This window comes from Dactylosporangium sp. NPDC049525 (assembly GCF_040676755.1).
In the GTDB taxonomy this organism is placed as follows: Bacteria; Actinomycetota; Actinomycetes; order Mycobacteriales; family Micromonosporaceae; genus Dactylosporangium.
On record NZ_JBFAPO010000054.1, the window covers coordinates 1 to 16635 of the forward strand.

Below are 16635 nucleotides of genomic sequence, written 5' to 3' on the forward strand. Positions count from 1 at the left end.
CGCTCCTGCAGCTTCTCCCGGTCGTAGTCCGAGTCCGACTTCTCGATCTCGGCCCGGATCTGCGCCACCCGACCGTTGATGCCATCGGCGTCGCCCGTGCCCTCGACCAGGGTCGTCTCGTCCTTGGTGACGACCAGCTTCCGGGCGTGCCCGAGCAGGTCGAGCGTGGCGTTCTCCAGCTTCAGCCCCACGGTCTCGGAGATGACCTGGGCGCCGGTCAGGATCGCCAGGTCGGTCAGCATCGCCTTGCGGCGGTCGCCGAAGCCGGGCGCCTTCACCGCGACCGAGTTGAACGTGCCGCGGATCTTGTTCACGATCAGGGTCGCGAGGGCCTCGCCCTCGACGTCCTCGGCGATGATCGCGAGGGGCTTGCCGGACTGCATGACCTTCTCCAGCACCGGCAGGAGGTCCTTCACCGCGGAGATCTTCGACTCGACGATGAGGATGTAGGGGTCGTCGAGGACCGTCTCCATGCGCTCGGTGTCGGTCACGAAATACGGCGAGATGTAGCCCTTGTCGAAGCGCATGCCCTCGGTGAGCTCCAGCTCCAGCCCGAAGGTGTTGCTCTCCTCGACAGTGATGACGCCTTCCTTGCCGACCTTGTCCATCGCCTCGGCGATGATCTCGCCGACCGTGGAGTCACCGGCGGAGATCGACGCGGCGGCCGCGATCTGCTCCTTGGTCTCCACGTCCTTGGCGAGCTTCGCCAGCTCCTCGATGACGGAGGCCACCGCCGCCTCGATGCCACGCTTCAGCGCGAGCGGGTTGGCGCCGGCCGCGACGTTGCGCAGGCCCTCGCGGACCAGCGCCTGCGCGAGGACGGTCGCGGTCGTCGTGCCGTCACCGGCGACGTCGTCGGTCTTCTTCGCGACCTCTTTGACCAGCTCGGCGCCGAGCTTCTCATAGGGGTCCTCGAGCTCGATCTCCTTGGCGATGCTCACACCGTCATTCGTGATGGTGGGCGCACCCCATTTGGTGTCCAGGACGACGTTGCGGCCCCTCGGGCCGAGCGTCACCTTCACCGTGTCGGCGAGGATGTTCATACCTCGCTCAAGGCCGCGGCGGGCTTCTTCGCCGAATGCGATCAACTTGGCCATCTGCGTCGTCCTCTGGATCGGTGTGCCAAAACGGGCGGCACTGCTCGGACCGACCTGCGATGACCGTGGCGGACGGTCACAACTGAATGCGGCTGGCACTCGCATAGGTTGAGTGCTAACACCGGTGTAGCACCCGCCCCCTCGAAACACAAGCTGCGGACGCCGTTCGCGGCCTTGGTACGGGCGTAGGCTGAGCGCGTCGCTCCAGCCCTTGGCGATCGGTCCACCGCCGGGGAGCCTTCGGTCCTTCGAGTCGCGGCCCGCCCTGATCGACGCGAGCTTCATGGAAGCGGTCCGCCATGCTCACCACCGCCCAACGCGCCACCGTCGTGCCGCCCGGCCCGCCGTCCTCGCCGCGGTTGGAGCTCGCCGAAGCGCGCACCGACCAGTCCGTGCTCGACGGCGGCTGGTGGCCCCGGTCCACTGATCCGGTCGCCGAGCTGCCGGGGCTGGTCGTCGCGCTCGCCGCCCGCTACGGGCCGATCCACCGGCTGATGCTCAACGCCGACGCCTGGGACACCCAGGTCCGGCGGCTGGCGGTCGACGGCGGCGTCGTGCGGACCGGCTGGTTCAGCACCGTGGACCCGGCGGTCGTGGTCGCCACCACCGACCGCGGCACCCAGATCGACCTGCTCGTCGTGCCACCCGCGACCGGCGAGGCGAGCGCCAGGGCGATGATGGCCGCGGCCGCCGCGGCCACCAACCGCCGCCGCGCGCCGGCCATCCTGCACGCGGCGTAGCGCCGCACGTCCGGCGGGTCCGGGCCGGTCAGCAGTCCATCGGGGACCGCGGGCCGGTCCAGGCGGCGGGGCCCACGCCCTTCGCCGCGCCTGCCGCTCTCGTCTTCGTCACACCGCGCGTGGGGACGTTCAGCGCGGGCGTGACGCCGGCGACGCGGCGGTGCTCCCGCACCTGCCGCGCCATGACCCTGGTGAGCGATGCCGGCAGCCCGAGCTCTTCGAGCTGGACCCGATCGACCTTGACGCCCCACCGGTCATCGACGGCGGCGGCCGCCGCGCCGGTGAGCTCCGCGTTGAGGTCGGCGCGGTTGGCCAGCAGGTCACGCAGGTCCACCCGGCTGATCGCGGCCCGGATCGCGGCGCGGGTGGTCGCCAGCACCGCCCGCTGGTAGTCCTCCACGTGGAACAGCGCCCCGATCGGCTCGACGACGTGGAACGACACCAGCGCGTGCAGCCCGACGGCGACCCTGTCCCGGGTGATCACGTCCTCGGCGGCGACGTCGACCACGACCGTCCACAGGCTGATCCGGTGCAGCCGGTCGATGCCGGGCAGCACGAACGTCGGACCCGGGGCTCGCGTCGCCGTTCGCGGCCGGCCGAGACGGACCACCACGCCTCGCTCGTGCGGCCGGATCACCCGCACCGCGCGGGCGGCTAGGGCGAGGCAGCCGATGATCGCCGCGCACTCGATGATCGCCGGTGCATCCATGGCGCACTTCCTGTCGAGGTGCAAGCGGCAGAGGCGGCAGAAGGGTGCCTTGATGCTACGCCCGTGACCCATCGACCGCAGTGACATGGGCCGACGCCAAGCGGGCATGCTCCCGCCGGGGTACCGTTGGGAGGGCCTCCCCAGACCCTGGTGGCGCTGCTATCGCCTTCACGCCTCCCACGGTCGGGGATCAACCATGAGCACATACGTCGAGCCCACGCAGGGCGACGTCGGCAGCCAGTACGCACAACTCTCCCGCCGCGTGAAACAGGCCGGCCTGCTCGATCGCCGGCACGGCTACTACGTCACCCGGATCGCGGCGGTGGGCGGCATGCTGGTCGCCACCTGGACGGCGTTCGTGCTCATCGGCCAGTCCTGGTGGCAGCTGCTCACCGCGGTCCTGCTCGCTGCGCTGTTCACGCAGGTGGGCTTCATCGGCCACGACGCCGGTCACCGCCAGATCTTCCGGTCGCGCCGCGCCAACGACCTCCTCGGCCTCTTCCACGCCAACCTCGCCATCGGGCTGAGCTACGGCTGGTGGATCGACAAGCACAACCGGCACCACGCCAACCCCAACACCGAAGGCGCCGACCCGGACATCGTCGTGGCGCCCCTGGCGTTCAGCACCGGTCAGGCCGCCGGGCTGCGCGGGTTACGGGCGGCGCTCGTCCGCGTGCAGGGCTACCTCTTCCTGCCGCTGCTGACCCTCGAGGCGATGAGCCTGCACCTCAACAGCGCTCAGGCCGTGTTCCGGGCGAAGCTGCGCCGGCGGCCGACCGAGATCGCGCTGCTGGGCACGCACGTCGTGCTGTACCTGACGGCGGTCTTCCTCGTCCTCAGCCCGTTGCAGGGCCTGGTCTTCATCGCCGTTCACCAGGGGCTGTTCGGCGTGTACCTGGGCAGCGCGTTCGCCCCGAACCACAAGGGCATGCCGATCCTCGACGCCGACAACCAGCTGGACTACCTGCGCCGGCAGGTGCTCACGTCCCGCAACGTCCGCGGCGGCTGGCTGGTCGACACGGCCCTCGGCGGCCTGAACTACCAGATCGAGCACCACCTCTTCCCCAGCATGCCGCGCGCCAACCTGCGGCGGGCCCAGATCCTCGTGCGCCGCTTCTGCGCCGAGAACGGCGTCGACTACTGCGAGACCAGCCTCTGGCGGTCGTGGCGCGAGGTCCTGCGCCACCTGGACAGCGTGGGCGCCGGTGCGGCCCGCCTCACCTGAGCCCGTCTCGACCGACATCGGCGTGCTGCTGGAGCGGGTCGCCGGGCGGGATGCCGCCGCGTTCGTACACCTCCATGACCTGATGGCAGGTCGCATCCTCGACCTCGTCGGCGCCGAGACCGGTGACACCGCGGCCGCCCCGGCCATCACCAGGGCGGTCTTCCTCGAAGTGTGGTGGCTCGCCCCGCTCACCCGGCCCGGCGACGCCCGCTCGTGGCTGACCGCGATCGCCGTCCGGCGCAGCGTCGAGCACCTGCGCACCCCTTCCGGGTGGTTCGGCCCGGTGTACGACCGGCACATCGCCCGTGAACTGGCGGCCGTCCTCGCCGCGGGCGCCGCGTCGCCGGGGTAGTGGGGTGCCGGTGCGAATTGCAGTAGCGTCAGCGGTAGCGATGCCGGCCCCGGCGTCCGGCTGCCCAGGCCCGGCAGCGCCACTCAGCTGTGTGGGCCCAGCGTTGGCTGCGACGGCGCTCCGGAGGCGGGTGTCATGGTTGATCTGAAGCACGCCTGCATCGACGCCGTGCGGGCGCTGTCCGCCTCAGGTGTCGGGGTGAGCGTGATGGCCGACAACGGAGTCCACGGCATGGCGGACGCATCCGACGCGCACACCGCGGTGGTCGAGGAGCTCCAGTTCACCTACGGGGAAGGCCCGTGCATCGACGCGTTCGCCGCCGGTGCCCCGGTGCTGGTGTCCGACCTCGCCGACGGCGCCGCCGGGCGATGGCCGGTCTACACCCCAGCGGTACGGGCCGAGGGAATCAGCGCGGTGTTCGCCTTCCCGCTGCAGGTCGGCGCGGCCCGGCTGGGCGTGCTCGACGTGTTCCGGACCAGTCCCGGGCCCCTGTCCCGGGCCGACGTCGGTCGCGCCCTCACCATCGCCGACCAGTTGGTGACGCTGCTGCTGGACGGTCAGGAGCGCGGCCCCGAAACGCTGGACCTCGGGCCCAGAGCCGAAATCTTCCAGGCGCAGGGCATGGTCAGCGTCCAGCTCGGCGTCCCGCTCGCCGAGGCAATGATCCGGATCCGCGCCCACGCCTACGCCGAGAACCGGGCGTTGAGCGCGGTGGCCACCGACATCGTGGCCCGGCGGCTGCGCTTCGACATCGAGCGCCCATGACCGATCCAGAGCGTAGTGGAGGAGCCGGCATGGCGGACCATACGACGACCGCAGGGAAGGCCGGGAAGCTGTCATGACCACGGTATCCGAGCAACGGCTGGCGGCGATTTTCGTCGAGGTCGCCGACACGCTCGTCGCCGAGTTCGACCTGATCGAGTTCCTGCAGATGCTCGCCGACCGGGCGGCCAGCCTCGTCGAGGACACCACGGTGGGCCTGCTCCTCGCCGACCAGCGGGGCGGGTTGCACTTCATGGCGGCGTCCGACGAGTCGACCAAACTGCTCGAGGTCTTCCAGCTGCAGTGGCAGGACGGGCCCTGCCTGGACGCGTTCCGCACCGCCGAGCCCGTCGTCAACGCCGACCTGAGCACCGCGGGCGCCCGCTGGCCCCGCTTCGCGCCCTACGCGACCGATGCCGGTTTCCGCTCCGTGCACGCGTTTCCGCTCCGGTTACGAGAAGACGTCATCGGCGCGATGGGCCTCTTCGGCACCCGGGACGCCGCGTTCGACGCCGCCGACGTGCAGATCATCCAGGCGATGGCCGACGTCGCCGCGATCGGCCTGCTGCAGGAACGCGCGATCCGCCGCGGCGAGTTGCTCACCGAGCAGCTGCAGGGCGCGCTGAACAGCCGCATCGTCATCGAACAGGCCAAGGGCGCGGTCGCCCAGGCGTTCAACGTCTCCGTGGACGAGGCCTTCGAGCTGCTGCGCTCCAACGCCCGGCGCACCAACCGCCGCCTCAGCGAGGTCGCCCGCCTCGCGGTCACCGACCTGCGAGCGCTGGGCGACCTGACCGCCTAGCGGGATGCTCAGGCCGGCTCAGGTCAGGTCGGCTCAGGTCAGGTCGGCCAGGTCGAGCTTGAGCAGGTTGAGCAGGCCCGAGTTCTTGGCGGTGTCGATCTCGTCCGGCATCGTCCGGTCGACCCAGTCGGCCCGGTCGTTCTGCCCGCGACTGCGCAGGATGGCGAGGATCTTGGATTTCGCTACGGTCATGGCTGCTCCCGATGTGATGACTGCTGGACGGTGTCGTCAGTCAGCCGGGGATCACCATCGCCTGCCCATCGAACGGGCGGCGCGCCGACGGTGCGGCCAAGAGAAAAAGGTCGCCCGGGACCGGACGTCACCGTTGATTCTACGCTTGCCCCGCCATGACGCCGACGGCCCGGCAACGTCTGGCGTCGCCGGGCCGGGGGTTTGGCAGCCTCAGCTGCTGACGGTGAACTTCAGCGCGGTGAAGTTGTCGCGCGGGTCGGTGTCGCCGTAGTAGTCCCGCTCGTCGTGGTCCCTATCGGTGATGTTGGTGTACACGTGGATCACGGCCTCGATCTGCGTCCCGACGGGGAACGTGGCCGCCGGGCCGGCGAAGTCGACCTTGAACGTGGTGTCCTTGCCGACCTGGAGCTTCGGCAGCTCACAGCGGAGCACGACCTCGACGTCGTTGAGGAGCCGGCAGTTACTTGGCAGGTTCTTCAGCGAGATGCCGGCCGGCACCGTGAGCCAGAGCACCGGCTCCTGCGCCGTCGGGCCGGCGTTGTGGATGGTCGCGGTCAGCGCCCCGGTGATCTCGGTGCCGTTGACGCGGACCGGCGTGCCGGTGAGCTTCACGCCGAGGTTGGTCAGCCGCGGGTTCTGCGGCATCGCCGTCGGGCCGCCGGTCTGCGCGAACGCCGTGCCGGTCCACGAGTAGGTACGCCAGTGGTAGTTGGTCACCGGCTGCTCGTCGTCGACGCAGCAGATGACCAGGTCGCCGAGCTCCGCCTCGATCTTCGTGCCGGCGACGCGGATGTCGCGGATCACCTCGGGCCGGCCCTTCGCCGCTCCCCCCAGGTCACTGCCCACGACGAGCCCCATCGTCACGATGGCGCCGGACGCGTCCCGGTCGAAGCCGACGACGGCCTGCACGCCGAGCTCCCCGGTGATGCACTCGATCACCGCGACCGTCTCCTGCGCGCCGTCACCGTCGACGTCGGCGTGGACGACCTTCTTGACGGCAGCGGTACCGATGTGGCTGAAGTCCGCGACGTCGTCGGCCGCCTTCGTCCTGCCCTTGCTGAACTGCTGCCGCCCGGTCGGGCACATGCCCTGGTTCAGCTGCTCGTCGACCCACTTCGGCAGGTCGAGCACCGCGTTGCCGAGATCCGTCTGGGTGATCCTGCCGTCGGGGGCCGACTTGGTCGGCTCCACCGTGGTCGGCTCCGGCGCCGCCGACTCGCTGACCGTCGCGGTCGCGCCAGGCACCGTCGGCGGACCGTTGGAGTCGAGGCGGCCGGTCGCATACGCCGTGATCGGCGCGGCGACGGCAAGTGCCGCGAGCGCCCCGGCGGTCATGACCCGCACCCGGTGCCGGTGCCGGACCGTGGTGCGCACCGCGCCCGTGCCCAGCGGCGCCGGCAACGGACCGTCCTCACGGAAGTTCGAGAATGCGTTGTCGATAAGGTCGAGGTGCTGCTCGTCAGCCATTGCGCTGCTCCATTCTGGAATCGGTCCGTGCCTCACTGAGCTGAACGGCGAGCGCGGCCCGCCCCCGGTGCAACCACGCTTTCACGGTGCCTTCGGCCACCTTTTCCTGCTCGGCGATCTCCGCCACGGAAAGGTCGGCGAGATGGAAGAGAATGACGGCCCTGCGATGGTTCTCCGGAAGCGCCTTCAACGCTCTGGCGAGCGCCACCCGATCCGGCCCGGGCCCTTCGACGTGTTCCTCGCGGTATCGCCTGGCATGCGCCTGCTGCACCTTCAACCGGCGGAAACGACTGGTCGCGAGATTCCATGCGACCTTGCGCAGCCAGGCCACCGGATCGTCGTACCGCGCGATCCTGCTCCATTTCGGCAGCGCCCGGCAGAACGCCTCCTGCACGAAATCCTGCGCCTGCCCGATGTCTCCCGTGTACGCGTAGAGTTGCAGCGAAAGCCGCTGAAAATGCGCAGCATAGAATGCGTCGAACTGCGGTGGCCCGGTGTCCTCCGACACCGATTGGCGCATCGCCATGTGCCCGTCCTCCCCGAATTCGCCCCGGGCTTCTCCCCGGTGCACGCAACCAACACGCGATGCCTGAGCGGCCGGTTGCAGCATGACGCAAAGAATTTTGCAGATTTCCCGGCACCCCCGCTGACCTGCGCCGCTTCCTGCTGCGCCGCCCGCATCGGGGCCTTCGGCGGGCTTTTGCTCACCGGGGCGGCCTTGGTGGGCATGGACCGAGTCGCGCTGCCGGGGTGGCCGCCGGCTCGGCTGGGGTGCCGCTGGCCGCGCGTTCTCATCCGCCACTGCTGTCGATGCCTCGCGGGTCCAGCCAGGCGTTGGTCAATGCCCGGACTCGCGGCTTTTGTGCGGGGATTCCGGGACGCCGACCGCTGCACGCAGGTCCGCATGCAGAACAGCTTCGGTGGCGTTGCGGTCGCCTCAGCGGCAGCTGTTCAGTCGTTTGGCAACGCTGGGGCTCCAGCGTCGACCGGTGTGCGGGGAAGCTGCGATGGCGCGATACGCCGCACGCCCTGCAGCGCAAGGGCAGCTGCGGAAGCGCGACGCCGAGCGGCGCCGTGCGGGCCGCGCCGCGCGGGCCGCGCCGTGCGGGCGGCAAATGCGATGGGCGGCACATGCCGGGACCACCACACGAGCCGCCACGTGCGGACGCGTTCGGGACGGAGCCGTGCGGGCGGCGCATGCGGGCAGCGACGTGGAGCAGCGACGTGCGGGCGGCAAATGCGATGGGCGGCATGTGCCGGGGCCACCACATGGGCCGCCACGTGCGGACGCGTTCGGGACGGAGCCGTGCGGGCGGCACATGCGGGCGGGCGCCGTGAGGGCGGACGACGTGCGGGCCGCGCCGTGCGGGTGGCACATGCGGGTGGCGACGTGGAGCGGCGACGTGCGGGCGGCAAATGCGATGGGCGGCATGTGCCGGGGCCACCACATGGGCCGCCACGTGCGGACGCGTTCGGGACGGAGCCGTGCCGGGTGCGGCGACGCGCAGCGGGACTGCGGAGTCCAGGACGCCGCCGCCGTCGGTGCGGGGCGGGCTATGGGGCGGGGCGGGGTCGTTGCGGGCTACGGGGCGGGCAGGTGGCAGACGGCCTCGACGTTGTTGCCGTCGGGGTCGCGGAGGAAGGCGCCGAAATAGTCGGGGTGGTATTCGGGGAAGACCCGCGGGGCGTGCAGGACCTCCGCGCCGAAGGCGACGCCGGCCTCGTGGAAGGCGATGACCGTCGCGCGGTCGGCGGCGGAGAAGGCGACGTGCAGCTCGCGCTGGACGACGTCGACGGTCACCGGGCCGAGCCAGAAGTCGGGCTTGGTGACGCCATAGCCGGCGACGCCGGGGAACTCCATCATGCGTTTCGCGCCGAGCGGTGCGAGGACCGCGTCGTAGAACGCCTTGCTGGCGGTCAGGTCGGCGACCTGGATCCCGATGTGGTCAAGCATGCTTCCAGTCTATGGAGACGACCGACATTTTCTCCGGGGTCCGGGCACAGCTCAGCCGATCCGTTCGACCACGTTGCCATCGCCGTCGCGGATGAGGGTCGGGCGGACGTCGACGATCAGGCCCGGAGCCTCCGGCACCGGTGACGCGCCGGCCAAGGGGACGAGGACGCCGGTCAGGTGGTCCAGGGCCTCGTCCGTGAGGACGATCTTCAACAGGGCGCCGTCGTTGTTGGTACCGAGGGCGAAGCTGCCGGGCGAGAACTCGACGCTGCTGTCGGGGCCGTTGACGACGAGGGTCCGTCCGAAGCGGAGGCGACCACGCAGGATCGCGGCGATGCGCTCGACCGCGTGGGCGCCGACGATCAGGCGGTAGCCGTCGCCGTCGGGGAGCCAGGCGAACTCGGCGACGGCCAGGCTGCCGGTGGACGAGCCGTCGCGGCGGCGGCCCGCGGCGACCTTGTCGGCGAAGGCGGGGACGTCGGTGAGCGAGTTGCGGCGCAGGTCGGTGATGAACAGCGGCACGTACCCGACGGCGAGGTTGAGCACCGCCTCCACGCTCCACGTCTGGGTCGCCGCATACTCGTCCAGGGTCATGCCGAAGACCTGCAGGAACCGGACCTTGCCGAACGGGGCCTCGATGATGCCGAGCTCCGGGTCCTCGACGAAAGCGATGGCGCGGATCAGTGTCTGGTGCTCCAACGCGATCGGCCCGTTGAGGTCCATCTGGTGATTGGGCGCGAAACCGTTGCCGCTGCCGAAGTTGTAGCGGGCCAGGTTCTGCAGGAAGTTCGCGGCCCAGACGGGCGGTGTGGTCTCACCCGGCTCGCGGCGCACCCTGAACGTGAACTCGTATCCCCAGCCGGACCACTCCGCGTCGGGATTCGGCGCCGAATACAGCTCGCTCATGCCATAGCTGACGATGTGCCAGTGCGGGACCGGCGATTCGCGGGCATAGAAGCTGATGCCGTCCAGCGGGTCCGGGCCGCCCAGCGACCATTTCACCAGCGTGGCGTAGTGCTTGGGCTCGACGCCGGGGTAAAGGCGGTCGAGCGCGGCGTCGATGGCTTCCCAGCCGGGTGCGTCGGAGGTCACCAGCCGACCTAACCACAGTTCAGAAATCCTTCAACCCTTGGTGCGATTAGGGTTGAGGCATGGGCCGTACCATTGCGACAAACACTGACGTGAGCCGTTCCGAACTGATCGAATTCCTCTCGAGCCGGCACCGGGCGTTGGTCATCACCACCCGCGCCGACGGCCGCCCGCAGGCATCGCCGGTCGCCAGCGGTGTCGACGCGCAGGGGCGGATCGTCATCTCGACGTATCCCGAGCGTGCCAAGGCACGCAACGCCCGTCGCGACAGCCGGGTGTCGGTCGTCGTGCTCTCCGACGAGTGGAACGGTCCCTGGGTCCAGGTCGACGGGGTCGCCGAGGTGCTGGACCTGCCGGAGGCGATGGAGCCGCTGGTCGAGTATTTCCGCTGCATCTCCGGCGAGCATCCCGACTGGGACGAGTACCGCGAAGCGATGCGCCAGCAGGGCAAGTCGCTGCTGCGCGTGACCATCGAGTCGTGGGGGCCGATCGCCACGGGTGGCTTCCCGGCCCGCCTCGCGGACTGATCCGTTCACCACTCACCGACGTAGCCGTCGGCAGCGGCGTGGCCGTCAACGGCGGCGTGGCCGTCGACGGCGGTGAGGCCGTCGGCGAGGACGGTCAGCGCGTCGTCCGGGCGGCGCATCGCGGTCAGCAGGTCGGCCAGATCGAGGGAGAGCTGGGCGAGCTCCCGCCGCGGTCCGGTCCGGCGGTGGATGGCGATCGCGGCGCGGAGATGCCGTTCGGCCGCCTCGAACTCGCCGGCGTCCTGGCTGAGCAGGGCATGCACCCGGTGGGCACGAGCCTGCCGGACCTCGCTCGCGGATCCGCCGGGAGCGGTGAGCCGGTCGGCTTCGGACAGCAGGGTCCGGGCGGTCGCCGGGTCTCCCAGGGCGCGATGCACCTCCGCCAGGTCAACCAGCGCGTCCAAGGCCGCCGCCCCCGTCGAACGCAGGCGCGCCGCGGTCAGGTCGGTCAGGGCGCCGGCCAGGTCACCCGCTGACAGCCGCGCCCGCGCCCGGATCCGGTGCGCGCCGGCGATCTCGTCCGCGAGCCACGACTCCAGCACCGCGGCGGCCGCCGCGGCGAGGGCCGCCCTCGCCTCCGTCAGGTGGCTCGAGGCCGCGAGGGTCCGGACCACGGCCAGCTGCGCCTCGAGCACGCCGCCCACCGGCCCGGCCAACGCGAGGGCGGTCTCCGCGGCCGCGGTGGCGTCCTCGCCCAGGTCGGACTGGCACAGCGCGAGCACCGCGTGGATCGCAAGGGCCGCCGCCGGATCCGGCAGCCCGGCGCGATGCAGCTCGTCGCGGAAGTCGGTCAGCAGATACGCGGCATACCCCGGATCCCCCTGCAGCCGTGCGCACAGGGCGAGCCCGACGACGGCCGGCGTCCGCAGGTGGGCGAGGGTCGGTGGGACGAGCAGACGGGCACGGTCGAAGTGGCCGGTGGCGTCGTCAGGTGCACCGGCCTCCAGCGACCACCGCCCGAGCACGACTTCCGCCGCGGCCCTGCGGACCGGGGACTCGGCCGGGTCGGCCGCGCGCTGCTCGTGCCAGCGCCGCGGCTGCCGCTCCTGCAACAGGTCGATCTCGATGGACAATGCGTCGCCGGGGTGGCGGCCGGTCGTGAGTTGCGTGACGTCGACGGACAAGCGGGTGGCGAAGTGGGCGAGGGCGTCGTTGGACGGGACGCGGTGACCGTTTTCGACGGATGAGACATAGGCGGCGGTGTAGTTGGGCTCGGCGAGGTCGCGCTGGGTCAGGCCCTTGCCGGTGCGCAGGGCCAGGATCCGCCCGCCGATGCCGTCATTCATGAGGCGTCACCAAAGGGCGGGCGGCGGCGAGCAGTCCCCGCCGGAAGCTCTCCGCCGCACCCTCGACGTTACCGGCAGCCCGCCGTTGCTCGCCCAACAAGCGGCTCGTCGTCACAAGTTCGGCGGTAAGTCCTGACTCCGCGTAACGATCGGCGGCGCTGCTGAGGAGTTGATCGGCGATCGGGTCGCCTGGAGTGCGGGTACCGGCGATCCGGCCGAGGATGCGGTCCGCCTCGGCCATGCATTCCTGGTGCTGGGTGCGGTGGCAGATGCCCGCGGCCTCGGTGGCCAGCCGCTCCGCCTCGTCCAGGTCGCCGTCGAGCCGGCGGGCCTCGGCCAGTTCGAGGGTGGCGCCGGCCAGGTCCTGCACCGCGCCGACCTCGAGCAGGATGGCCCGGGCCTGCTCGAACCGCGCGGCGGCCTCGCCGACCCGCCCGACGCGGCGCAGCACGTACCCATGTGCCCATTGGCAGATGCCGATCTCTCGGGTGAGGCCGAGGTCGGTGTAGATGGCGAGGGCCTCACCGAGCAGCCGCTCAGTGTCGGCGAGATCGTGGTCGCGCCGCACCTGGGCGACCGTCACGCTGAACTGCGCGAGCCACTCGCGGTTACGCACCCGTGGCAGCAGCGCAAGCGCCTCCCGCTCGAGGCGCCGCGCCCGTTCGCGCCAGTCCAGCTCGAGAAACGTGTACACCAGCGCGCTGGTCAACCGGATCAGCGCGTCGGGATCGGGGTCGGTGGCGGCGCGGACGCTGCGCAACTCCGCCTCGAGCAGCGTGATCGCCTCGCCGGTGGCCCCGGTGATCTGCAGGCAGTAGGCCTCGCGCGCAACGACAGCGGCGCGCAGCGTCACGTGCTGCGGCTCGAGCAGCGTTTTCGCCGTCGTGTACCGCTGGATCGCCGCGCTCACGTCGCCGGTGTGCAGCGCGACGTCCCCGGCGAGGTGGACGGCGCGACATTCGAGCTCGGCCAGCGCGTATCGCCGGGCCAGCCGCTCGACGTCGGCCGCCTTCGTCGCGGCCTCGGCCGTCCTGCCGCGGGACAGCTCGCGGCGCGCCTCGGCCAGCACGGCCGCCAACGAGCCGGCCACGTCGGCCGGGCGGCCGTGGCGCAGGTCGTCGGCGTCGACCCCGAGCGTGCCCGCTATGTGGGCGAGCGTCTCGGAGGTCGGGACGCGGACGCCCGCCTCGATCGCGGCCAGGAACGCGCGGGTGTACCGCGGCTCGGCCAGTTCCCGTTGCGTCAGCCCGCGTTCGAGGCGCAGCCGCCTGATCCGCGCGCCGAGCGACTCCTCCTCCGTCACGGCGCCACCTTCCCACATCAACTGCGTATTGACAGCCGCCTGTGTGCGTCCTAGCGTTCACGCAACAACGCCGGTAACTGGAGTTAACAAGCCAGTTGCGCACGTCTCACAGTCTCCGGCATCGGGGTGCCGGGAGCCTCCCCCGCCCCGATGCCGGCCACCACCCCCACGCTCCGTTGCTCCCCTCCGGGAAGGAACTGCGATGCGCAGAACTGCCCTGGTGCTGTCCGTCACCGTGACCGCCGCCCTGGTCACGACCGGCGTACTCACCCACAACGCCCTTGCCGCAAGCGACACCGCCGCCGCGCCGCCGCCCGGCGTGGCACCCGCCGTCTTCAGCGCCCTCCAGCGCGACCTGCACCTCACCCCGGCGCAGGCCCGCGACCGGCTGACTCTCGACAGCCGCGCCGCGACCACCCAGCAGGTGCTGCGCAAGACCCTCGGCGCCGGCTATGGCGGCACCTGGGTCACCGCCGACGGCCGGTCGGTCGCCGTCGGCGTCACCGACCTCGTGCAGCAGAAGGCGGTGCGCAACCTCGGCGCGACCCCGGTCCTCGTCGGCCGCAGCGAAGCGCAGCTCAACGACATCGTCGCCCGCCTCGACCAGCACTCCGCCGCCGCCCCGAGCACCGTCAAGGGCTGGTACGCGGACCTGCGCGCCAACACCGTCGTCGTCCTCGGCTCCCTGGCGCAGAGTTTCCTGGCCGCAGCCGCCGTCGACCCGGCCGCGGTCCGTGTCGAGGCAACCAGCGAGGACCCGAAGCCGTACATCGACGTGGTCGGCGGCAACGCGTACTACATCGGCAGCGGCACCAGGTGCTCCATCGGGTTCTCCGTCAACGGCGGCTTCGTCTCCGCCGGCCACTGCGGCACCAGCGGCGCCCGCACCACCCAACCGAGTGGCACGTTCCGCGGGTCGAGCTTCCCCGGCAACGACTATTCCTGGGTACAGGTCGACGCCGGCAACACCCCGCGCGGCCTGGTGAACAACTACAGCGGTGGCACCGTCGCCGTGGCCGGCTCGACCGAGGCAGCCGTCGGCGCTTCCGTCTGCCGCTCCGGGTCCACCACCGGCTGGCGCTGCGGCACGATCCAGCAGAAGAACGCGTCCGTCACGTACTCCCAAGGCACCGTGACCGGGCTCGTGCGCTCCAACGCCTGCGCCGAACCCGGCGACTCCGGCGGCTCGTGGCTGTCCGGCACCCAGGCGCAGGGCGTGACCTCCGGCGGCTCAGGCAACTGCACCTCCGGCGGCACGATGTACTACCAGCCCGTCAACGAGATCCTGCAGGCCTACGGGCTGACCCTCGTCACCTCGGGTGGCGGCCCGGGCCCCACCGCGACGGCCACGACGACCCCGCCGCAGGGCGGAACGTGGGCGCCGAACACCGTATACGCGACCGGCGCGACCGTCACCTACGGCGGCCGGTCCTACCGCTGCCTGCAAGGCCACACCTCGCAGGTCGGCTGGGAGCCACCGAACGTCCCGGCTTTGTGGTCGTAATTCGCTGGACTGAGTTTCGTTGGTCTTGGTTCGCGGGAATGGGGAGGAGCGGGCCCGACAGCGTCGTCGGGTCCGCTCCGCATTTGTGCTGTCCAACGCTGTCCAGGATCGCGGCGTCGGCCGGCCGCGGGCGGGCACGATCGCTTCCGGGTTGTTCCGGTTGGCAGCTCGCTCCGGGCTGCCCGCCTCGGGCGATCTGCCCCGGTGGCCCGCCGCCGCGGGCAGCACGTTTGCGGTGACCGTCGTCCCCGGCGGTCGCAGCGTCGTCAGGTGGTGACGGGCCACCGGAGCGCGTCGACCGCCGGCGCGTCGAGGCCCTGCAGCCTGGTCCGGACCTCGGCCGCCTTCGGGTGGGCAAGACCGTCGAGCGTCTCCACGGCGCGCAGCCACGTCTCGCGGGCCACGTCCCACCGCCCGGCCGCGGCCCAGGCGTCGCCGAGCCGGATCGAGGTGTCGGCCTCGTTGAAGCGGTCGCCCTGTTCGGCGTACAGCAGCAGCGCGTCCTGGTAACGCTCGATCGCCTGGTCGTGCTCGCCGAGCCGGTGATGGACATAGCCGAGGCTGTCGAGGGTCGCCGCGACCCCGGCCGCGTCGCGGAGCCCGCGCTGCAGCTCGAGGGCCTCCTCGCAGCATTCGAGCGCCAGGTCGTGATGGCCGAGCCGGGCATGGTGCCAGCCGGCCGAGTTGAGCGCCCGCGCCTGACCGACCGGGTCGTCGGCCAGCCGGAACAGGTCCAGCGCCCGCTCGTCGTGCGCGACCGCCTCCGCGAACCGGTCCTGCGTCTCCAGCAACCAGGCGAGCGCGTGCTGGCACCGGGCCGCCCCGGCGTGATCCGCCAGCTCGACGAACAGGTCGAACGCCACCTGCAGATGCCGCCGCGCCTCGGCGTGCCGTCCACTTCGGATGTACCCGCTGGACAGGCTGCGATGCGCCAGCGCGAGCGCCGCCGTGTCACCCAGCCGCTCGGCGGCGCCGACCGCGGCCCGTTGCGTCGCGATCCAGTCGCCCCAGTGCCCGCCCCGGTCGAGGTGGTCGGCCATGGCCCAGGCCAGCCGCCACACCTCCCGGTCGAACCCGCACGCGACGGCCACCTGCACCGCCCCGATCAGCGCCCGCCGGTGCACCGCGAACCACTCCGCGGCCGCCGCCTCGTCGGCCGGAACGCCGTCCAGGTCACCGGGGTCCGGCACCCCCGCTGGGTCGAGCCCGTCGCGCGCCGGGTTCTGTGCTGCCGGTCCCGTTGCGGCAGGTCCGCTCTGGTGGGGCCCGGCCGCGTCGGACTCGCCGGCCGCGTCGGACTCGCCGGCTCCGATGGAGGGTGCCGCCCGGCGTTGCGCGGTGAGCGCGTCCAGCTCGGATCGCGGGACGAGCGGGGGCGGTCCGGGTGGTGTGAGCCGTGGTTGGGTGGTGGCCGCCTCGGGCCGGGAGGGAGGCGGCGCTGGCTCGCGATGTGTGACGAGCGGGGCGGGTCCGGATCGCGGGTCGGGCGTCGCCGGCTTGCGTTGGGCGGCAGGCAGCCCGGATCGCGGAGCGTAGGACATCGGACGGAGTTGTGGGGCAGGCACTGCTGGACGGCATTCGGCGTTGGCAGGTGGCGCCGGATTGCGTTGTAGGGCAGGTGGTGTG

The 16635-nt window shown here is 71.5% G+C and carries 17 protein-coding genes; 7 read left to right on the forward strand and 10 right to left on the reverse strand.

Annotated features, from left to right (window positions below; all coding sequences use genetic code 11):
* On the reverse strand, positions 1–1097 hold a 1097-nt coding region (gene groL, locus AB0K00_RS45005), incomplete at its 3' end, for a chaperonin GroEL (protein ID WP_363534960.1).
* A 299-nt stretch (positions 1098–1396) separates the two neighbouring features.
* On the opposite strand from groL, the gene AB0K00_RS45010 reads away from it, so the two are divergent.
* Complete coding sequence (locus AB0K00_RS45010) at positions 1397–1837, forward strand: DUF5994 family protein (protein ID WP_363534963.1); 441 nt, start codon at positions 1397–1399, stop codon at positions 1835–1837.
* A 28-nt stretch (positions 1838–1865) separates the two neighbouring features.
* Here AB0K00_RS45010 and AB0K00_RS45015 read toward each other — a convergent pair whose 3' ends face one another.
* Positions 1866–2546 (reverse strand): SPFH domain-containing protein, encoded by a 681-nt coding sequence (locus AB0K00_RS45015; protein WP_363534966.1) that lies wholly within the window; start codon positions 2544–2546, stop codon positions 1866–1868.
* Between the two features lie 196 nt (positions 2547–2742).
* Here AB0K00_RS45015 and AB0K00_RS45020 point away from each other — a divergent pair, with 196 nt between their 5' ends.
* The 4 genes from AB0K00_RS45020 to AB0K00_RS45035 all read left to right on the forward strand — a co-directional run bounded on the left by AB0K00_RS45020 (position 2743) and on the right by AB0K00_RS45035 (position 5687).
* Positions 2743–3771, forward strand: a complete 1029-nt coding sequence (locus tag AB0K00_RS45020) for an acyl-CoA desaturase (protein WP_363534969.1) — start codon at positions 2743–2745, stop codon at positions 3769–3771.
* Positions 3752–4123: a hypothetical protein gene (locus AB0K00_RS45025; protein ID WP_363534972.1), complete on the forward strand. Its 372-nt coding sequence runs from the start codon at positions 3752–3754 to the stop codon at positions 4121–4123. Before AB0K00_RS45020 ends, AB0K00_RS45025 begins: the two co-directional genes overlap by 20 nt.
* Before the next feature lie 135 nt (positions 4124–4258).
* Entirely contained in the window at positions 4259–4888 is a 630-nt protein-coding gene (locus AB0K00_RS45030; RefSeq protein WP_363534975.1) for a GAF and ANTAR domain-containing protein, read from the forward strand.
* Between the two features lie 73 nt (positions 4889–4961).
* Positions 4962–5687 (forward strand): GAF and ANTAR domain-containing protein, encoded by a 726-nt coding sequence (locus AB0K00_RS45035; protein WP_363534978.1) that lies wholly within the window; start codon positions 4962–4964, stop codon positions 5685–5687.
* Positions 5688–5720: 33 nt separating this feature from the next.
* On the opposite strand, the gene AB0K00_RS45040 is transcribed toward AB0K00_RS45035, so the two are convergent.
* The 5 genes from AB0K00_RS45040 to AB0K00_RS45060 all read right to left on the reverse strand — a co-directional run bounded on the left by AB0K00_RS45040 (position 5721) and on the right by AB0K00_RS45060 (position 10392).
* Positions 5721–5879, reverse strand: a complete 159-nt coding sequence (locus AB0K00_RS45040) for a hypothetical protein (RefSeq protein ID WP_363534980.1) — start codon at positions 5877–5879, stop codon at positions 5721–5723.
* A gap of 210 nt (positions 5880–6089) precedes the next feature.
* A complete protein-coding gene (locus AB0K00_RS45045; RefSeq protein WP_363534983.1) occupies positions 6090–7346 on the reverse strand; it encodes a hypothetical protein in 1257 nt (418 codons plus the stop codon).
* A complete protein-coding gene (locus AB0K00_RS45050) occupies positions 7339–7872 on the reverse strand; it encodes a SigE family RNA polymerase sigma factor (protein ID WP_363535155.1) in 534 nt (177 codons plus the stop codon). The genes AB0K00_RS45045 and AB0K00_RS45050 overlap by 8 nt, the downstream gene beginning before the upstream one ends.
* A gap of 1056 nt (positions 7873–8928) precedes the next feature.
* Positions 8929–9300, reverse strand: coding sequence for a VOC family protein (locus AB0K00_RS45055; protein ID WP_363534986.1), 372 nt, complete (start codon positions 9298–9300; stop codon positions 8929–8931).
* A 51-nt stretch (positions 9301–9351) separates the two neighbouring features.
* Positions 9352–10392 (reverse strand): suppressor of fused domain protein, encoded by a 1041-nt coding sequence (locus AB0K00_RS45060; protein ID WP_363534989.1) that lies wholly within the window; start codon positions 10390–10392, stop codon positions 9352–9354.
* Positions 10393–10451: 59 nt separating this feature from the next.
* On the opposite strand from AB0K00_RS45060, the gene AB0K00_RS45065 reads away from it, so the two are divergent.
* Positions 10452–10916, forward strand: a complete 465-nt coding sequence (locus tag AB0K00_RS45065) for a PPOX class F420-dependent oxidoreductase (protein ID WP_363534991.1) — start codon at positions 10452–10454, stop codon at positions 10914–10916.
* 5 nt (positions 10917–10921) lie between these two features.
* Here AB0K00_RS45065 and AB0K00_RS45070 read toward each other — a convergent pair whose 3' ends face one another.
* Together AB0K00_RS45070 and AB0K00_RS45075 are read right to left on the reverse strand one after the other, a co-directional pair.
* The gene (locus tag AB0K00_RS45070; protein ID WP_363534994.1) at positions 10922–12202 is read right to left on the reverse strand and encodes a helix-turn-helix transcriptional regulator; all 1281 of its coding nucleotides are present in this window, start codon (positions 12200–12202) and stop codon (positions 10922–10924) included.
* Positions 12195–13505 carry a helix-turn-helix transcriptional regulator gene (locus AB0K00_RS45075; RefSeq protein WP_363534996.1) on the reverse strand — a complete coding sequence of 437 codons (1311 nt, stop codon included), beginning with the start codon at positions 13503–13505 and terminating at the stop codon, positions 12195–12197. The genes AB0K00_RS45070 and AB0K00_RS45075 overlap by 8 nt, the downstream gene beginning before the upstream one ends.
* A 202-nt stretch (positions 13506–13707) precedes the next feature.
* Here AB0K00_RS45075 and AB0K00_RS45080 point away from each other — a divergent pair, with 202 nt between their 5' ends.
* Entirely contained in the window at positions 13708–15009 is a 1302-nt protein-coding gene (locus AB0K00_RS45080) for a carbohydrate-binding protein (RefSeq protein ID WP_363534999.1), read from the forward strand.
* Positions 15010–15275: 266 nt separating this feature from the next.
* Here AB0K00_RS45080 and AB0K00_RS45085 read toward each other — a convergent pair whose 3' ends face one another.
* Positions 15276–16199 (reverse strand): tetratricopeptide repeat protein, encoded by a 924-nt coding sequence (locus AB0K00_RS45085; protein WP_363535002.1) that lies wholly within the window; start codon positions 16197–16199, stop codon positions 15276–15278.
* Positions 16200–16635 lie beyond the last annotated feature (436 nt).

What these genes read in the sequence shown, in the direction of transcription:
- AB0K00_RS45010 (WP_363534963.1), top strand. Translation starts at nt 1,397, where the DNA reads ATGCTCACCACCGCCCAACGCGCCACCGTCGTGCCGCCCGGCCCGCCG.
- AB0K00_RS45015 (WP_363534966.1), bottom strand. Translation starts at nt 2,546, where the DNA reads ATGGATGCACCGGCGATCATCGAGTGCGCGGCGATCATCGGCTGCCTC.
- AB0K00_RS45020 (WP_363534969.1), top strand. Translation starts at nt 2,743, where the DNA reads ATGAGCACATACGTCGAGCCCACGCAGGGCGACGTCGGCAGCCAGTAC.
- AB0K00_RS45030 (WP_363534975.1), top strand. Translation starts at nt 4,259, where the DNA reads ATGGTTGATCTGAAGCACGCCTGCATCGACGCCGTGCGGGCGCTGTCC.
- AB0K00_RS45035 (WP_363534978.1), top strand. Translation starts at nt 4,962, where the DNA reads ATGACCACGGTATCCGAGCAACGGCTGGCGGCGATTTTCGTCGAGGTC.
- AB0K00_RS45040 (WP_363534980.1), bottom strand. Translation starts at nt 5,879, where the DNA reads ATGACCGTAGCGAAATCCAAGATCCTCGCCATCCTGCGCAGTCGCGGG.
- AB0K00_RS45045 (WP_363534983.1), bottom strand. Translation starts at nt 7,346, where the DNA reads ATGGCTGACGAGCAGCACCTCGACCTTATCGACAACGCATTCTCGAAC.
- AB0K00_RS45050 (WP_363535155.1), bottom strand. Translation starts at nt 7,872, where the DNA reads ATGGCGATGCGCCAATCGGTGTCGGAGGACACCGGGCCACCGCAGTTC.
- AB0K00_RS45055 (WP_363534986.1), bottom strand. Translation starts at nt 9,300, where the DNA reads ATGCTTGACCACATCGGGATCCAGGTCGCCGACCTGACCGCCAGCAAG.
- AB0K00_RS45065 (WP_363534991.1), top strand. Translation starts at nt 10,452, where the DNA reads ATGGGCCGTACCATTGCGACAAACACTGACGTGAGCCGTTCCGAACTG.
- AB0K00_RS45070 (WP_363534994.1), bottom strand. Translation starts at nt 12,202, where the DNA reads ATGAATGACGGCATCGGCGGGCGGATCCTGGCCCTGCGCACCGGCAAG.
- AB0K00_RS45080 (WP_363534999.1), top strand. Translation starts at nt 13,708, where the DNA reads ATGCGCAGAACTGCCCTGGTGCTGTCCGTCACCGTGACCGCCGCCCTG.